The following is a 16,074-nucleotide window of genomic DNA, read 5'->3' on the forward strand; positions in this document are numbered from 1 at the left end:
GCGACCGGTTCGGAGAGGAGACGAATGATGTCGGAGACGATCGAGACGATCGACGCCGATAAGGACGACGTGACCCCGGCCGACGGAGAAGCGGGCGAGCAGAAGGCGGGCGGTGGTGACGACGTCCTCGTGCAGGAGGGCGACATCGCCGGCGACTACCTCGAGCGGCTGCTCGATCTGCTCGACTACGACGGCGACATCGACTTGGACGTCGAAGCGGGCCGCGCGATCGTCAGCATCGACGGCGGCGAAGACCTGGAGAAGCTCGTCGGCCCGCGCGGCACCGTGCTCGAGGCGCTGCAGGAGCTGACCCGCCTGGCGGTCCAGCAGGAGACCGGCTCGCGCAGCCGGCTGATGCTGGACATCGCGGGCTGGCGCGCGGACCGTCGCGAGGAGCTCCGCGAGCTCGGCCGCTCGACGGCGGAGTCGGTCCTCCAGAGCGGCGAGCGGGTGCGGCTCCAGCCGATGAGCCCGTTCGAGCGCAAGGTGGTCCACGACGCGGTGGCGACGGTCGCCGGTGTCACCAGCGAGAGCGAGGGCGAAGACCCGAAGCGCCGCGTGGTGATCTTCCCGGAGTCCTGAGACCCGGTTTCGCGAAGCGGCCCCACCTCCGGGTGGGGCCGCTTCTTTTTGTGCTAGGTGTGGTCGATGCGTCCGGCCCCCGGCGAAGTACTCCACTTTTCGGAAGACCCGGCGATCACCCGCTTCGAGCCGCACGTGGCCGCGACGGCCCGGCAGCCGGAGGCGTACGTGTGGGCGGTCGACGCGGCGCGGGCGCCGGACTACTGGTTTCCGCGACAGTGCCCCCGCGTGCTGGCTTGGCCGGTCGAGACGACCACGGCGGCGGACCGCGCGTGGCTTGGCAGCGCCCGGGTGCACGCGATCGAGTACGGCTGGCTCCCGGCGCTGCGGTCGGTCCGGCTGTACGCGTACCGGTTCGCGGCGGCGTCGTTCCGGCCGTTCGGTGCGGAGGCGCACGCGGTCGTGTCGACCGAGCCGGTCTCCCCGTTCGGACCGCCGGAGCCGGTCGGCGATCTGCTGGCGCTCCACGACGAGGCGGGGATCGAGCTGCGCGTGCTGACCAACCTGTGGCCGTTCGTCGATGCGGTGTCGACGAGCTCGCTCGGCTTCAGCGGGATCCGGTTGCGGAACGCCCGGCCGCGGCCGGGCGAATTACAGCGGTGATGTTTCACGTGGAACGCGCTCGCGTTCGACGGTGCGGGCGGCCGTGTTTCACGTGGAACCACCCACAGGCGGCCGCCGGGTGAGTGGAGTTGTCCACATCTGCGGTCTGTCGGCTCGTTTTCGCTCCGACATCAGGGACAATCGAACGAGCGCGGTTTCACGTGAAACGCGCGGACGAGGAGTAGACGGAGTGAGCTTGGATCAGGCCGCGGTGGCGGTACGGGCCGCGGCGGAGCGGGTGTTCGGTGAGCACGTCGACCAAGCCGCCGGGTACGTCGAACTCCTGGAGCGTCACGGCGTCGAGCGCGGGCTGATCGGGCCGCGTGAGGTCGAGCGGCTGTGGGAACGGCACGTCCTCAACTCGGCCGTCATCGGCGAGCAGATGCCCGAAGGGGCTCGTGTCGTCGACGTCGGCTCGGGAGCGGGGCTTCCGGGAGTACCGCTCGCGATCGCGCGACCGGACCTCGATATCGTCTTGCTTGAACCGATGGCTCGCCGGGTGGACTGGCTGGCCGAGGTGGCCGAGAAGCTGGAACTCCCGATCACCATCGTCCGTGGACGCGCGGAGGAGCGGCCTGTGCGTGAGCGGCTCGGTGGCGCCGACATCGTCACCGCTCGCGCGGTCGCCCCGCTCGCCCGGCTCGCGGACTGGTGTCTGCCGCTCGTTCGTTCCGACGGTTTCCTGGTGGCCCTCAAGGGCGCCAGCGCGGCGGACGAGATCGACCGGGACGGCGCCGCCATCCGCAAGGCCGGCGGGGCCGACCCACTGATCGTCGAATGCGGTGCCGCAGTACTAGAGGTCCCCAGCACGGTCGTGAAGATCCGTCGCCTCCCAGCAGCAAGCAAGCCGAAGGCGCGGAGCAGGAAGCGTTAACGGGTCGCCATGTTCCACGTGAAACGACGCGACTCGACCACCGACCAGACGTCAACATGGAGGAGGTGTCGAGACCGGTGAATCCCCCGCCGTCCGACTCCACAGAGACCACCCCCGACGTGGGCTGGACCCCGATCGCCGAAGAAGCCGCCCGCGCCGCGCGTCTGCTGCACCCGGAGGAAGGGACGCTGCCGCGGCCCGGCCGCCGTCGGGTGCTGACCGTCGCCAACCAGAAGGGCGGCGTCGGCAAGACCACGAGCACGGTCAACCTCGCCGCCGCGCTCGCCGTCCACGGGCTCAAGACGCTCGTGGTCGACCTCGACCCGCAGGGCAACGCGAGCACCGCGCTCGACGTCGACCACCGGTCCGGGACGCCGTCCATCTACGAGGTGCTGATCGGTGAGGTGACGCTCGCGGAGGCCGCCCAGGCGACCGAGCAGTCGCCGAACCTCTTCTGCGTTCCCGCGACGATCGACCTCGCCGGCGCCGAGATCGAGCTCGTCTCGATGGCGTCCCGCGAGTCCCGGCTCAAGGAAGCGATCTCCTCGGAGATCCTCAACGAGATCGGCGTCGACTACGTCTTCATCGACTGCCCGCCGTCGCTCGGCCTCCTCACGGTCAACGCGATGGTCGCCGCGCAGGAGGTGCTCATCCCGATCCAGTGCGAGTACTACGCGCTCGAAGGTCTCGGGCAGCTGCTGAGCAACATCGAGCTCGTGCAGCAGCACCTCAACCGCGAGCTCCACGTCTCGACGATCCTCCTCACCATGTACGACGGCCGGACCAAGCTGGCCGACCAGGTGACGAACGAGGTCCGCAGCCACTTCGGCGACACCGTGCTGAAGACCGTCATCCCCCGCAGCGTGAAGGTGTCGGAGGCGCCTGGCTACGGCCAGACCGTCCTCGCTTACGATCCCGGTTCGCGCGGTGCGATGAGCTACGTCGACGCGGCCAAGGAGATCGCCGAGCGCGGCGCAAAGTTGGAGAGGGGTAGTTCGACATGACCGAGCGCCGAGGAGGGCTGGGGCGCGGCCTCGCCGCCCTGATCCCGACCGGACCCGCCACCGGCGGTCCTCTGGCCGCCGCCGGTGACACGGCGGCGGACAAGAAGGCGGCCGAAGACAAGGGCTGGTTCGCGGCCAACGGTCAGGCGAAGCAGCACAGCGGCGAGGTCGCCGGCGCCGTCTACCGCGAGATCCCGGTCGGCTCGGTCAAGCCCAACCCGAAGCAGCCGCGGCAGGTTTTCGACGAGGACGCGCTCGCCGAACTCGAGCACTCGATCCGCGAGTTCGGGCTCATGCAGCCCATCGTGGTCCGCGAGCTCGGGAACGACGAGTACGAGCTCGTCATGGGCGAGCGGCGGCTCCGGGCATCGCAACAAGCGGAGCTCGAGGCGATCCCGGCGATCGTCCGGCAGACCGCCGACGAGTCGATGCTGCGCGACGCGCTCCTGGAGAACATCCACCGCGTCCAGCTGAATCCGCTCGAAGAGGCGGCGGCGTACCAGCAGCTGCTCGACGAGTTCGCGGTGACGCACGAGGAGCTGGCGAGCCGGATCGGCCGCAGCCGCCCGGTCATCACCAACACGATCCGGCTCCTCAAGCTCCCCCTGCCGGTCCAGCGCCGGGTCGCCGCGGGCGTCCTGTCCGCCGGGCACGCGCGTGCGCTCCTGTCGCTGGAGGACGCGGACAGCCAGGAAGAGCTCGCCGCGCGGATCATCGCGGAAGGCATGTCGGTCCGGGCGACCGAGGAAGCCGTCACGCTCAAGAAGAGCGAGAAGCCGGCCAAGCCGAAGCCCGCCGCGCGCAAACCGATCCAGGCGCCGGGACTGCAGGAGCTCGCCAACCGCCTCTCGGACCGGTTCGACACCCGCGTGAAGGTCGACCTCGGCCGGCGCAAGGGCCGGATCACCCTCGAGTTCGGGTCGGTCGACGACCTCGAGCGGATCGTCGCGATCATCGATGCGAATGGGATGAATCAGACACCGAAAACCGATTAGGGATCACCCCGGGGTGTTTCGTCACGGTGATGATTGCGGAGCGATCATTCCGTCGCGACGCTGAGCAATGGGGGGAACGGTGTGGGATCCGACCGGTTCGATCGGCCGCGCGCTCTGGATCGGCGGTGCGCAGTGGGCGGGCAAGTCGACCGTCGCCCGGCTGCTCGCCGTCCGGCACGGGCTGACGGCGTACCACTACGACTACCACGATGCGCGCGGCCACAACGACCGCTTGATCGCCGCCGGCGCACCCGCGCGTGATCCGGAACGGATGTGGGTGCGCTCGACGCCGGAGGAGATGGCGGCCGCGTCGCGCGAGATTTTCGCGTTGCGGTTCGAGTGGGCGCTCGACGACTTGCGCGCGCTCGTCTCCGGTCGGCCATTGCTCGCCGAGGGGTGGGGGCTGCGCCCGGAGTTCGTGGCGCCGCTGCTCGACTCGCCCCGCCGGATGGTGGTGATGGTGCCGACCGAGGAGTTCCGGCAGCACCAGCTGAAGGCCCTGCCGCGGGCCGGGACCTTCTCGCCGGCCGTCAGCGATCCCGTACTCGCACAGCGGAACCGGATCGCCCGGGACCGGCTGCTCGCCGAAGACGCCGTCCGCAGCGCGCGCGATCACGGCATCCGGGTCTTGGCGGTGGACGGCTCCCGGAACACAGAAGAAGTGGCCGACCAGGTGGCCGACCACTTCAGTCCGTACCTCTGAGTCAGCGGGAAATCGCGCGTCCGATGAGTTCGCCGAACACCGTGCCGAGCGACTTGCCCGCGGCTTCGATCGCCATCGGTACCGTCGACGTCTCGGTGAGCCCCGGCGACGGGTTCACTTCGAGGAAGTGCACCGTGCCGTCCGCGGTGACGACCGCGTCGGTGCGGGAGATGTCCCGCAGTCCGAGCACGCGGTGCGCGGCGACGGCCAGCTCGGCCACCGCCTTGGCCGCGGCGTCGTCGAGACGCGCCGGGGTGAAGAAGTCCGTCAGGCCGGCGGTGTAGCGGGCCGTGTAGTCGTACACGCCGCTCTCCGGGACGATCTCGACCGCGGGGAGGGCCTCGGGCCCGTCCTCCCCCTCGATGACCGTCACGGCCACCTCGACGCCGTCCACGAACCGCTCGGCGAGCACCGTGTCGCCGTAGGCGAAGCAGCCGACCATCGCCGCCGGGAGTTCCGTGGCTTCGCGGACCACCTGGGTGCCGAGCGCCGAGCCGCCCTGGTCGGGCTTGAGGATCAGCGGCAGGCCGAGGCGCTCCACCATCGCGTCGAGCACCGCCTGGGCGCCCAGCTCGCGGAACGTGCTGTGCGGCAGCACCACCCAGTCCGGCGTCGTGAACCCGGCGTTCTCGATGAGCGCCTTCGCGGTCGGCTTGTCCCACGCGCGGCGGCAGCCCTGGGAGCCGGTGCCGACGAACGGCACCTCCAGCATCTCCAGCACCGTCTGCACCGAGCCGTTCTCGCCCTCACCGCCGTGCAGCGCGACGACCACCGCGTCCGGCCGCTGGGTGCGCAGGCGCTCCAGCAGGCCCGCGTCGGTGTCCCACTCCTCGATGCCGAGGCCTTCGGACTTGAGCGCCGCGGAGAGCCGTCGCCCGGACCTCAGCGAGACGTCGCGTTCGTGCGAGAGGCCGCCGGCGAGCACGGCAACGGTACGGTCGACCACCGTGGAAACTCCTTAGCCCTAAAAAGAATCAGACCGTGTCCGGAGACGGCGTCTGCGGTCCCTGGATCTGGCGCGCGCTCACGTTACCGAAGGTACGGGCCAGGTCCATTTCGGACTCCAGCACGGCGGCCAGCCGCCGCACGCCCTCGCGGATCCGCTCCGGTGTCGGGTAGCAGTACGACAGCCGCATCTGGCGGCTGCCGAAGCCGTCGGCGTAGAAGCCGGTGCCGGACGCGTACGCCACCCGGGCGGTCACCGCGCGCGGCAGCATCGCCTTGGTGTCGACGCCCTCCGGCACCGTCACCCAGACGTAGAACCCGCCGTCCGGTTTCGTCCAAGAGCAGCCCGGGGGCAGGTACTGCTCCAGCGCGGACAGCATCGCGTCGCGCCGGTCGCGGTAGTTCTCCCGGAACTTCTTGATCTGGCCCTTCCAATCGTGCGTCGCCAGGTAGCGCGACACGATCATCTGGTTGAACGTCGGCGGGCACAGCGTCGCCGACTCCGCGGCCAGCACGAGCTTCTCGCGCACGGCGTGCGGCGCGAGCACCCAGCCGACGCGCAGGCCGGAGGCGAACGTCTTGGAGAACGACCCGAGGTACACGACGTTGTCGGGGTCGGTCGAGCGCAGCGCCGGGTACGTCTGGCCGTCGAAGCCGAGCAACCCGTACGGGTTGTCTTCGACGACCAGGACGCCGTGCTCGCGGCAGATCTCCAGGATCTCCGCGCGTCGCTCGACGGCCAGCGTGACGCCGGCGGGGTTGTGGAAGTTCGGGATCGTGTACAGGAACTTGACGCGGCGGCCGGCCTTCTCCGCCTGGGCGAGCGCCTCGCGCAGGAGCTCCGGCACCAGGCCGTTGTCGTCCATGGCCACGTGCACGACCTGCGCCTGGTAAGCGGCGAAGGAGCCCAGCGCGCCGACGTAGGACGGGCCTTCGGCGATCACGACGTCACCGGGGTCGCAGAACAGCCGCGTGACCATGTCCAGGCCCATCTGGGAGCCGACGGTCACGACGACGTCGTCCGGGTGCGCCTTGATGCCTTCGAGCGCCATGATTTCGCAGATCTGCTCGCGCAGCGCGGGGACGCCGTGCGCGGAGCCGTACTGCAGCGCCACCAGGCCGTCCTCGGCGATGATCTCCGCCACCTGCGCCGAGAGCGTGTCGAGCGGGAGCGCCGCCAGGTTCGGCATGCCGCCGGCCAGCGAAACCACCTCGGGCCGGCTGGCGACCGCGAAGAGCGCTCGGATCTCCGAAGCGGTCATCCCCGCGGTGCGAGCGGCGTACCGCTCGAGGTGCGGGTCGAGGTTCTGGCGGCCGCTGTGCGGCTTGCTGGGGCGGTTCTCGGTCATCGACGATTCACCCGGGGCTCGGTTAACAGATCCTGTCGAGTGTAACCGTGCACCCATCCGGGACCCCTGGCCTTTCGGCGCTCGTCACATCGGCCTATCCTCGACCATGGCTCCCGTGTTCGTGCTGTGGTTCCGCGCGGCTTGACGACCGGGCAGCCGGTCGGGAGCGCAGGTCAGGGAGGTCGCGGGTGTCGCGTCGCGTCGTGGGCGTCACACTGGACAACCTCGAGCACTTGCCGAAGAGCTGTCGCCGGTGCGTCTACTGGGAGCTCGCCCCGCACCTGAAGAACCAGGCGGAGGAGTTCGGCGCCACCGAGGTCGAGAAGGAAGCCTGGGTGTCGAGCGTGCTGCTCGAGTGGGGCTCGTGCGGCCGCATCGTCTACAGCGACACGCTGCCGGTCGGGTTCGTGCTGTACGCCCCGCCGAACGCCGTCCCGCGCGCGCTGGCCTTCCCGACGTCCCCGCCGAGCGCGGACGCGGTGTTGCTGACGGCGTTCCAGGTGCTCCCCGAGTTCCGCGGTGGCGGTCTCGGCCGGATGCTGGTCCAGGCGGTCGCCAAGGACCTCACCAAACGCGGCGTACGCGCGATCGAGGCGTTCGGCGACGCGCGCCCCGACGAGACCGACCCGGACGGCGGCCACAGCTGCGTGCTGCCCGCGGCCTTCCTGCAGAGCGTCGGCTTCAAGACGGTCCGCCCCCACCAGAAGTGGCCGCGCCTGCGCCTGGAGCTGCGCTCGGCGATCACCTGGAAGGAAGACGTCGAGGCCGCGCTGGAGCGCCTCCTCGGCCAGGTGACGATCACCACCGCCGAGCCGAGCCTCGGCCGCGCCTGACCGAACCGCAAACGTTTGCGCCAGCGTTTCGGGCTACCCGAAACGCTCTTTCGGGTACGTGTGCACAACTGTGGAAGAAGTGCCGAGTTATCCACAGACCGCTGATAGGAGCGGTGGACAAGCTGTGGAGAACTGCCCGCCACCCTGGGGACGGCGAGCGCGCGTCCCCAGGTGTGGTGGAGCAGGTGAAGGTGAGCCGCTAGGGGTTGTGGTCGGGCCTACTCGGCCTTCGCGAGCTCGTGCGCCAGGACGTCGGCGAACGTGAACGTTCCCGTCGGCTGGTCGCCTTCGCCGAGCAAGTACAACCGCTTGACGGCGATGAGGATGCCCTCGGCGACGATGTCGCGGAACGCCGGATCGGCCAGCTTGCGGCTGTCGTCCGGGTTCGTCAGGTAGCCGATCTCCACGCGGACCGCCGGGCAGCGGGTGCGGGTGAAGATCTCCCACGTCTTGTAGTGCGTGCGGCAGTCCAGCATGCCCGTGCGGGCCGCGACCTCGCGCTGGATGAAGCCGGCCAGCAGCTCGCCCACCGTCGACGTCGTGCCGTTGCCGGTGCCGAAGTGGAAGCTCGCGATGCCCTGGGCGCGCGGCGAGGGGTTGCCGTCGCTGTGCAGGGACAGGAACAGGTCGGCACCCGCGTCGTTCGCGAAGCGGGCGCGCTCCAGCTCGGTGGGGCTGTGGTTCGGGCCGCGGGAGATCAGCGCCTCCATGCCGGTGGCCTTCATCCGGCCTTCGAGGCGGCGCGCGAGGTCCCACGCGATGTCGGCCTCACGCAGGCTCCCGGCGACCACACCGAGGTCGTCGCCGCCGTGCCCGGGGTCGATCACGATGCGCTTGCCGCGCAGCCGGGGGCCGGCCTGGCGCACCTGCTCCTGCTCGCGCAGGAACACGGGGCGGCCGCCGCGGGCGCGCGGCGAGGACAGGCGGTGCAGCTCGCGGATGGTCGCCGGGCCGCACATGCCGTCCGGCGTCAGGCGCATGTCGCGCTGGAACGTCTTGAGCGCGCGCTCGGTAGCCGGGCCGAAGTAGCCGTCGGGGCGGCCGGCGTCGAAGCCCAGCTCGGTCAGCCGCTCCTGGAGCGTGAAGACGTCGTCGCCGTGGACCGGGGACGCGATCATGTAGGACAGCGGACGGCTGCCCAGGTGGTAGCTGGCGCCCTTGAGCGCCTGGAACGTCGCCGGACCCACGACGCCGTCGGTGATGAGCCCACGGCGCTGCTGGAAGGCACGGACGGCGTGCTCGACGGCGACGTCGAACGTGCCGTAGTCGCCGGTACCGGTGACCGGCGGGAGCAGGTCCATCCCGGCCAGGATGGACCTGATCTCGGCGACGTCCGGACCGGCGTCACCGCGGCGGAGTACCCGCATGCACTCCTCGCTCTTCCTAAGGCACCGATTCGGGGGCTCGGTGCGTGGCAGAAAACCTTCGCTGGGACAAGCCCAGGTCCTCTATTGTGCCTTGCGAACTCTCGGTGACAGCGCAGGCCCGGTAGGTGCGTCAAGAACCCGTTCGTGGCGAACCTTAAGTGGCCCTCGTCACGCTGGATTCACCCACATCGGTGTGATTCCCCCGAACGACGAAGACCCGGGGCTCACGGGAGCGTTCCCGCAGGCCCCGGGTCCGCCGGGTGTGTCAGGGATCAGAGAACGTCGGCGAGGTCCGACAGCAGCGCGGCCTTCGGCTTGGCGCCGACGATCTGCTTCACCGGCTTGCCGCCCTGGAACAGGATCAGCGTCGGGATCGACATCACCTGGTAGTCACGCGGCGTGTTCGGGTTCTCGTCGATGTCGATCTTGGCGATGGTCAGCTTCTCGCCGTTCTCGGCCGCGATCTCCTCGAGCACCGGGGCGACCATCTTGCACGGCCCGCACCAGGTGGCCCAGAAGTCGACGAGAACCGGCTTTTCGCTGGTCAGGACCTCGTCGACGAACGTCGCGTCGGTCACCTTCACGGTGTTGGACATGGTTGCTCCTTCAGGGGTGAGTGAACGCCGGAAAGTCAGTTGGTGCCCGCGCCGTAGCCGCCGCCGACGAGCTCGGCCGCTTCGTGCGCGTCCGATTCGCCGTGCTCCGCGAGCCATCGTTCCGCGTCGATCGCCGCGCTGCACCCGGAGCCCGAGGCGGTGATCGCCTGCCGGTAGGTGCGGTCCACCAGGTCGCCGGCCGCGAAGACGCCGTCGAGGTTGGTGTAGGAGGTGCGGCCCTGGGTGATGACGTAGCCGTCCTCGTCCAGGTCGACCTGCCCGCGCACGAGCTCGCTGCGGGGGTCGTGGCCGATCGCGACGAAGAAGCCCGAGACGTCCAGCGTCGACTCGCTGCCGTCCTTGGTGTCCTTCAGCCGCAGGCCCTCGACCTTGCCGTCGCCGAGCACCTCGGTGATCTGCGAGTTCAGCTGCCACTTGATCTTCTCGTTCGCGCGGGCGCGCTCGAGCATGATCTTGGACGCGCGGAACTCGTCGCGCCGGTGGACCAGGGTGACGGACTTCGCGAACTTCGTCAGGAAGGTCGCCTCCTCCATCGCCGAGTCGCCACCGCCGGCGACCACGATGTCGTGGTCGCGGAAGAAGAAGCCGTCACACGTCGCACAGGCCGAGACGCCGCGGCCGAGCAGCTCCTGCTCGCCCGGCACGTTCAGGTACCGCGCCGCCGCGCCCATGGCGAGGATGACCGCGCGGGCGGCGTAGCGCTTGCCGTTCGCGTGGACGTACTTGACGTCCCCGGTCAGCTCCAGCGACTCGACGTCCTCCGCGCGCAGCTCGGCGCCGAAGCGCTCCGCCTGCTTGCGCATCTCCTCCATCAGGTCGGGACCCATGATGCCGTCGCGGAAGCCGGGGAAGTTCTCGACCTCGGTCGTCGTCATCAGCGCGCCGCCGAACTGCGTGCCCTCGAACACCAGCGGTTCCAGCTGGGCCCGTGCCGCGTAGACGGCAGCGGTGTATCCGGCAGGACCCGACCCCACGATGATCAGGTTCCTGATTTCCTCGGCAGCCACCCGTGACCTCCGCTCGTAGTGACCCGTGTACCAGGCTCAACACGATGGTAGGTGGCCATGTTCCCAGCCGTGACAGCCGCTACTTCTCCCCAACGACCTTGTCGAACAACACAGCCGGATTACCGGGCCCGCAGTCCGCGCCGAAAGCCACCAGGCGGAACTGGGCGAGCTTGCCGGTGGTGAGGATGATCATCACCCCGGCCTTGCCGCCGACGTTCACCGGGCGGATGCCCTCCGGGCGCACCTTCGGGTCGAGTCCGGCGGCCGCGATGCACGCGTCCAGCTTGTCCTCGGTCTTCAACGGGCCGAAGTCGCGGACGCCGATCGCCTTGCCGACCAGGGCCTGCGCCCCGGCGCCGTCGTTGCCCACCGAGGGGCCCGAAGGCGCCGGTGCGGCGACGTCCGGCGTGCCGGACTGCTGCGACGTGCCGGGGATGGCGACCGTCACGGCGACGATCGCCGCCGCGGCCGCGGTCAGCACCCCGCCGGCCCAGCCGAGCCGCTTGTTCCGCCGCCGCCGGGCCGCCGCGAGGTCCACCACCTGGGCGTCCTGCGGTGCCGGAGCTGCCTGGCGGGCGCTGGGAAACTTGGCGGCTGCTTCGGCGGCCAGCGCCGCGTCCAGCCGGGCCGCGAACTCCGCGGGCATCGGCGGCGCGGGCGCGTCCGCGAGCGAGGCCAGGTCGGCCTGCGTGGCGTCGAGGGCCTCCAGGATCGCCCGGGCTTCCGGATCGGCGTGGACCAGCGGCCACAGCTCGGCCGCCTGAGCGTCGTCCAGCACCCCGGCGTGGAGGTCGGCGAGCACGTCGACAGACCAGGGCGGACCGACGGTCCCCCCGATCCCCCGGCTTTCGTCCGTCATCGTCCCTCCCCGCTACCCGGCTGACGCCCGGCCCGTTTGCTTTCGTGAGTTGGGACGTTCGCAATCGCATCGGGGTTCCGCAGGTGCCCGAGAACCTTCGCGAGTTTTCCGCGGCCCCGCGCGCACCGGCTCTTCACGGTGCCTTCGGCGATGCCCAGCAGCTTCGCCGTCTCGGCGACGGAGTAGCCCTCGACGTCGACGAGCACGATCGGGGCGCGCTGGTCTTCGGGCAGCTGGTCGAGGGCTTCGCGTACGAGCAGGCTGGTCTCCCGCTCGGCCATCGAGTCGCGCGGCGACGCCGGCTCGTTGAAGCCGGTCTCCGGCAGCGGCACGGTCGGGCGGGCCTGGCGGCGGCGGATCCGGTCGAGGCAGGCGTTCACCACGATCCGGTGCAGCCACGTCGTGACCTGCGACTCCGCGCGGAACTTGTCGGCGGCCCGGAACGCCGAGATGAACGCGTCCTGCAACGCGTCGGCGGCCTCTTCGGGATCGCGGACCGTGCGCAGCGCGACCGCCCACATGCGGTCGCGGTGTCGCTGGACGAGTTCGCTGAACGCATGGGGGTCCCCCGCGGCGTGAGCCGCTATCAGATCCGCATCCGTGGGAGCTGCAGCTGTCACCCGGCAGAGCCTACTGACCCTGTCGGGTGGGTCACCCCGCAGGCAGGAAGGTCAGGTCCGCGATTTCGGTCTGGAACTCGTTGTCGGCGCCACCCAGCTGGGTGATCCAGACGATGAAGTACTCGCCCTGGGTCGGCTGGGCCAGCGGGATCGTGGTGTCGCCGTCCTTCAGGTCGCCGTTGCCGACCACCTTCGTGTCGGCCAGGTCGGGGTTCTTCTCGGTCGCCGAGCGGATCTCGACCTTGGTGCCCGCGGTGCCGCCGGACACCTGCACCTGGCTGAGGTTGATCGGGTCCTTGAAGGTGACGACCAGCCCGACGCCCGGTTTCACGGCCGGGAACTGCTGCTTGTACTGCTCGGTCCGCCACTGCGTATCGGGCTTGCCGTCGATGGCGTACCTCGCCCGCGCGGTGTTGTCGCCCTTGCCCTCGGGGTTGTAGACGGCCACGGCCTGCGGCTTCACCGGAGCGCCGACGCTGGGCGCCGACGGCGGCGGGGCCGGCTGGCTCGAGGGCGGCGGCCCGGCGGGCTGGCTCGACGCCGGCGGCGCGGCGACGTTGATCGTCGGCCCGGTCGCCTTCGAGTCGCCCTGGAAGACGTTGATCAGCATCAGCCCGCCCCAGGCGAGGATGACGACGGTCGCGACCACCAGCACGGTGACGCCGAGCGCGAGCTTGCGCCGCCGGGCGACGTCCTTGACCGGCTTCTTCGTGGTCCAGACGGTGCCTTCGCCCTCGGCCGGGTCACCGCCGACGGCCTTGATCAGCTGGGTGCGCTCTTCCTCCTCGGCCACCTGGTCGAGCATCCGGAGGATGGCCGCGCTGGTGCGGATGCCGCCGTTGCCGCCGTCCTCGATGGTGCGGACGGCCAGGGACGACAGGTCCGCCGGGACCGTCGGCACCAGCTGGCGGGGCGGGACGATCCGGCCCTGCGGCGACAGCGGCGCCGCAGGGATCGCGGGCGGACCGCCGGGCAGCGCCCAGCGGCCGGTCAGCAGCAGGTAGAGGACCGCGCCGAGCGCTTTGACGTCGTCGCGCAGGGTGGCTTCCGGCAGCGGGCCGGGGAACGCGAGCTTGAGCGCGCCGTTCGGTGTCAGGCGGAGGCGTTGCGGGTGGTCGAGCCCGAGGACGAGCCCGTTCTGGTGCGCCTGCTCGACGGCTTCGGCCAGCGCCTGCACCATCCGCGCGGCCGCGGCGGGGGCCACCGGGCGCTGCGCGACGAGGTCGACCAGGTCACTGCCCTTGGTCCACTCCGCGACGACGACGCCGAGCAGGCCTTCGCTGGAGGTGATGCCGCTGCCGAGCGCGAGGACGTCCAGCACGCGGGCGACGCCGCCGTGACCGAACTTGGACGCGTGCGTGGCGCGTTCGAGGGTGCGCCGGGCCAGCCGGGCGGCTTCGGGGTCGGCCGGGTCGCCGACCAGCAGGGTCAGCGCGACGTCCCGCTTCAGCTGCCCGTCCCGGGCGCGCCAGAGGTGCGCGTCGCCCCGCTCGTCCACGCCGAACTGCGCGAGGAGGCGGTAGCGGCCGTCGCCGACCACACGCCCGGGGGCCAGCGATCCGACCTGGGCCTTGCCCACGTGGTTCGCACCCCCCGCCTGTTCGCTCCGCCTCGTGTCCACCCTCACTCGCTCCCGCTCGATCCCCGCTGTCGAGGGTACCCAGAATACGACGCACGAGTCGTCGCCATCCGTACCGGAATCGTTACCCGCGCTTGATCAACCGGGTGAACCTCGAAGTGGCCGGTTTCAGCTCTTCCACCTTCAGCGCCATCAGCACGCCGAACGAGACGACGATGCCCACGACGCTCTGCAGGAGAAGTTTGGCCCACGCACCGAAAGTCGGCCCGAACGAGTCCGGCACGAGCTTGCCCGCGACCCACGCGGCGGCGACCCCGAGCACGCTCGCGACCACCGTGAACAGGATCACGCCGATCACCCGCTTGCTCCGCAGGTTGCCCAGCGTCACCCAGAGCCACACCTGGCCGAGGATCGCGCCGACCACGAACGTCAGCGCGTTGACCATCATGACGCCGAGCACGACGTTGTCCGGCGACAGCAGCACCGGGCACAGGTACAGCAGCGGCACCTTGACCAGCGTCATCACGATCATGATCAGCGTCGGCGTGCGCGCGTCCTTCATCGCGTAGAACACCCGCATCTGAAGCATGACCAGCGCGTACGGCAGCAGCGCGAACGCCGAGATGGCCAGCGCGTCGCCGAGCCGCTCGGCGGTCTCGACCGTGCCCTTGCCGAAGGTGAACAGCGCGATGCCGATCGAACCGCCGACCACGGTCATCACCGCGGAGATCGGCACCAGCATCACCGTCGAGATCCGCGACGCGTACGAGAGGTCGCCGATCAGCTTCTTGTGGTCGCCGTCGGCGGCCGCGCGGCTCATCCGCGGCATGATCGCCGTCAGCAGCGAGACGCCGATGACGCCGTACGGCAGCTGGAAGAGCAGCCAGGCGTTGCTGTACGCGGTCACACCACCGGGTGAACCGCTGGTCAGCACGCGCGTGTTGATCGTGTAGCCGATCTGGCTGACGGCGACGTAGCCGAGGATCCAGAGCGCGAGGCCGCCGAACTCCTTCATCTGCTTGTCGATGCCCCAGCGCCACTTGAACCGGAAGCCGGACCGCAGCAGCGGCGGCACCAGCAGCAGGGCCTGGGCGACGATGCCGCCGGTGACGCCGATGCCCAGCGTCAGCACCTTGGGGTCGGTGATCGACACGTTCGCGGTGTCGATGTCGCCCGGCATGATCCAGACGACCAGGATCGTGAAGATGACGACCAGGTTGTTGATCACCGGCGCCCACGCCGTCGGGCCGAAGATCTGCTTGGCGTTCAGCACCGCGGAGAGCAGCGCGAAGACCCCGTAGAAGAAGATCTCGGGCAGCAGCAGGTAGGCGAACGCCGTGGTGAGGTCCGCGCTCGCCTTGCCGGACGAGTCGACATAGAGACTCGTGAACGCCGGCGCCGCGATCACCGCCACCACCGTGCCGACCAGCAGCAGCGAGAACGCCACCGTGATCAGTCGCTGGGTGTAGGCCGCGCCGCCGTCGGGGTCGTCCTGCGAACGCACCAGCAGTGGCACCACGACGCTCGCGAGCACGCCACCCATCAGCAGCTCGAAGATGATGTTCGGCATCGTGTTGGCGACGTTGAACGAGTCGTTCGCGATGCCCTGGCCGATCGCGCCGACCAGCAGCAGCTTCCACAGGAAGCCGGTGATCCGGCTGATCAGCGACGCGATCGCCATCCGGCCGGACGCCTTCGCCAGCGACGGCGCCTTGGCCGGCGCCTCCGGCGCTTCCCCGTCCGGCCGGGGCTTGACCAGCGGCCCCTTGAGCGCCGGCATGACCTGGGTGGCCAGCGCGTCGTACGGGCGCATCACGTCCGGGTCGGCGACCGGCCACCGCGAGTTCATCGGGACGCCGGCGGTGCGCGGGATGAACCGCGTGGCCTCCGGGTCGGGCGGGCGCTGGGCCTCCTCCTGCCACGGCCGCACCGGCGCCGGACGACGCGCGCCGCGACCGCGCGGCGGGACCGGCGTGCCCGGCGGCGGGGTGCCGGGAGCCGGGACGCCGGGTGGCGGGGTCGCGGGCGGGCTCGGCTGGGGCAGCCGTCCCTGGTGCGGGCCGGGGCCGCCCGGCTGCGATGTGACGGGCTGGGCGCCGCTCAGCGGCTGGCCCGGCTGCAAACCACCCAGCCGGTC

16 protein-coding genes are annotated in these 16,074 nt (G+C 70.5%); 7 read left to right on the forward strand and 9 right to left on the reverse strand.

Annotated elements, in window-relative coordinates:
- Positions 1-27: 27 nt before the first annotated feature.
- The 6 genes from H4696_RS33800 (at position 28) to H4696_RS33825 (ending at position 4,761) form a co-directional block, all read left to right on the forward strand.
- Positions 28-582 carry a Jag family protein gene (locus H4696_RS33800; RefSeq protein WP_169734851.1) on the forward strand — a complete coding sequence of 185 codons (555 nt, stop codon included), beginning with the start codon at positions 28-30 and terminating at the stop codon, positions 580-582.
- 66 nt (positions 583-648) lie between these two features.
- A complete protein-coding gene (locus H4696_RS33805; protein ID WP_086857105.1) occupies positions 649-1,185 on the forward strand; it encodes a DUF6886 family protein in 537 nt (178 codons plus the stop codon).
- A gap of 190 nt (positions 1,186-1,375) precedes the next feature.
- On the forward strand, positions 1,376-2,059 hold the full coding sequence (gene rsmG, locus H4696_RS33810; protein ID WP_086857104.1) for a 16S rRNA (guanine(527)-N(7))-methyltransferase RsmG: 684 nt from the start codon (positions 1,376-1,378) through the stop codon (positions 2,057-2,059).
- A gap of 77 nt (positions 2,060-2,136) precedes the next feature.
- A complete protein-coding gene (locus tag H4696_RS33815; protein WP_086857103.1) occupies positions 2,137-3,063 on the forward strand; it encodes a ParA family protein in 927 nt (308 codons plus the stop codon).
- The gene (locus H4696_RS33820; protein WP_086857102.1) at positions 3,060-4,058 is read left to right on the forward strand and encodes a ParB/RepB/Spo0J family partition protein; all 999 of its coding nucleotides are present in this window, start codon (positions 3,060-3,062) and stop codon (positions 4,056-4,058) included. Before H4696_RS33815 ends, H4696_RS33820 begins: the two co-directional genes overlap by 4 nt.
- A gap of 79 nt (positions 4,059-4,137) precedes the next feature.
- Entirely contained in the window at positions 4,138-4,761 is a 624-nt protein-coding gene (locus tag H4696_RS33825) for a hypothetical protein (protein ID WP_338064868.1), read from the forward strand.
- A gap of 1 nt (position 4,762) precedes the next feature.
- Here the strand turns inward: H4696_RS33825 and H4696_RS33830 are convergent, their stop codons facing one another.
- Entirely contained in the window at positions 4,763-5,707 is a 945-nt protein-coding gene (locus tag H4696_RS33830; protein WP_086857100.1) for a D-alanine--D-alanine ligase family protein, read from the reverse strand.
- 28 nt (positions 5,708-5,735) lie between these two features.
- Positions 5,736-7,055, reverse strand: coding sequence for an aminotransferase-like domain-containing protein (locus H4696_RS33835; RefSeq protein WP_086857099.1), 1,320 nt, complete (start codon positions 7,053-7,055; stop codon positions 5,736-5,738).
- A 188-nt stretch (positions 7,056-7,243) separates the two neighbouring features.
- On the opposite strand from H4696_RS33835, the gene H4696_RS33840 reads away from it, so the two are divergent.
- The gene (locus H4696_RS33840; protein WP_086857098.1) at positions 7,244-7,888 is read left to right on the forward strand and encodes a GNAT family N-acetyltransferase; all 645 of its coding nucleotides are present in this window, start codon (positions 7,244-7,246) and stop codon (positions 7,886-7,888) included.
- Between the two features lie 218 nt (positions 7,889-8,106).
- Here the strand turns inward: H4696_RS33840 and H4696_RS33845 are convergent, their stop codons facing one another.
- From H4696_RS33845 to murJ, 7 genes are all read right to left on the reverse strand, one after another.
- Positions 8,107-9,255, reverse strand: a complete 1,149-nt coding sequence (locus H4696_RS33845; protein ID WP_086857097.1) for an N-acetylmuramoyl-L-alanine amidase — start codon at positions 9,253-9,255, stop codon at positions 8,107-8,109.
- Positions 9,256-9,527: 272 nt separating this feature from the next.
- The gene (gene trxA, locus H4696_RS33850; RefSeq protein WP_020642536.1) at positions 9,528-9,851 is read right to left on the reverse strand and encodes a thioredoxin; all 324 of its coding nucleotides are present in this window, start codon (positions 9,849-9,851) and stop codon (positions 9,528-9,530) included.
- Between the two features lie 35 nt (positions 9,852-9,886).
- Positions 9,887-10,879 carry a thioredoxin-disulfide reductase gene (gene trxB / locus H4696_RS33855; RefSeq protein WP_086857096.1) on the reverse strand — a complete coding sequence of 331 codons (993 nt, stop codon included), beginning with the start codon at positions 10,877-10,879 and terminating at the stop codon, positions 9,887-9,889.
- Between the two features lie 79 nt (positions 10,880-10,958).
- Positions 10,959-11,738: a hypothetical protein gene (locus H4696_RS33860; protein ID WP_086857095.1), complete on the reverse strand. Its 780-nt coding sequence runs from the start codon at positions 11,736-11,738 to the stop codon at positions 10,959-10,961.
- Positions 11,735-12,358, reverse strand: coding sequence for an RNA polymerase sigma factor SigM (gene sigM, locus H4696_RS33865; RefSeq protein ID WP_086857094.1), 624 nt, complete (start codon positions 12,356-12,358; stop codon positions 11,735-11,737). Before sigM ends, H4696_RS33860 begins: the two co-directional genes overlap by 4 nt.
- A 31-nt stretch (positions 12,359-12,389) precedes the next feature.
- Complete coding sequence (locus H4696_RS33870) at positions 12,390-13,979, reverse strand: protein kinase family protein (RefSeq protein WP_086857093.1); 1,590 nt, start codon at positions 13,977-13,979, stop codon at positions 12,390-12,392.
- An 82-nt stretch (positions 13,980-14,061) separates the two neighbouring features.
- Positions 14,062-15,867 carry a murein biosynthesis integral membrane protein MurJ gene (gene murJ / locus H4696_RS33875; protein WP_211299621.1) on the reverse strand — a complete coding sequence of 602 codons (1,806 nt, stop codon included), beginning with the start codon at positions 15,865-15,867 and terminating at the stop codon, positions 14,062-14,064.
- Between the last annotated feature and the right edge of the window lie 207 nt (positions 15,868-16,074).

Origin of the sequence: Amycolatopsis lexingtonensis (genome assembly GCF_014873755.1) — a bacterium.
Lineage (GTDB): Bacteria > Actinomycetota > Actinomycetes > Mycobacteriales > Pseudonocardiaceae > Amycolatopsis > Amycolatopsis lexingtonensis.

Coding starts and splice junctions, on each gene's coding strand:
- H4696_RS33800 (WP_169734851.1), top strand. CDS start 28: ATGTCGGAGACGATCGAGACGATCGACGCCGATAAGGACGACGTGACC.
- H4696_RS33805 (WP_086857105.1), top strand. CDS start 649: ATGCGTCCGGCCCCCGGCGAAGTACTCCACTTTTCGGAAGACCCGGCG.
- H4696_RS33820 (WP_086857102.1), top strand. CDS start 3,060: ATGACCGAGCGCCGAGGAGGGCTGGGGCGCGGCCTCGCCGCCCTGATC.
- H4696_RS33835 (WP_086857099.1), bottom strand. CDS start 7,055: ATGACCGAGAACCGCCCCAGCAAGCCGCACAGCGGCCGCCAGAACCTC.
- H4696_RS33845 (WP_086857097.1), bottom strand. CDS start 9,255: ATGCGGGTACTCCGCCGCGGTGACGCCGGTCCGGACGTCGCCGAGATC.
- trxA (WP_020642536.1), bottom strand. CDS start 9,851: ATGTCCAACACCGTGAAGGTGACCGACGCGACGTTCGTCGACGAGGTC.
- H4696_RS33860 (WP_086857095.1), bottom strand. CDS start 11,738: ATGACGGACGAAAGCCGGGGGATCGGGGGGACCGTCGGTCCGCCCTGG.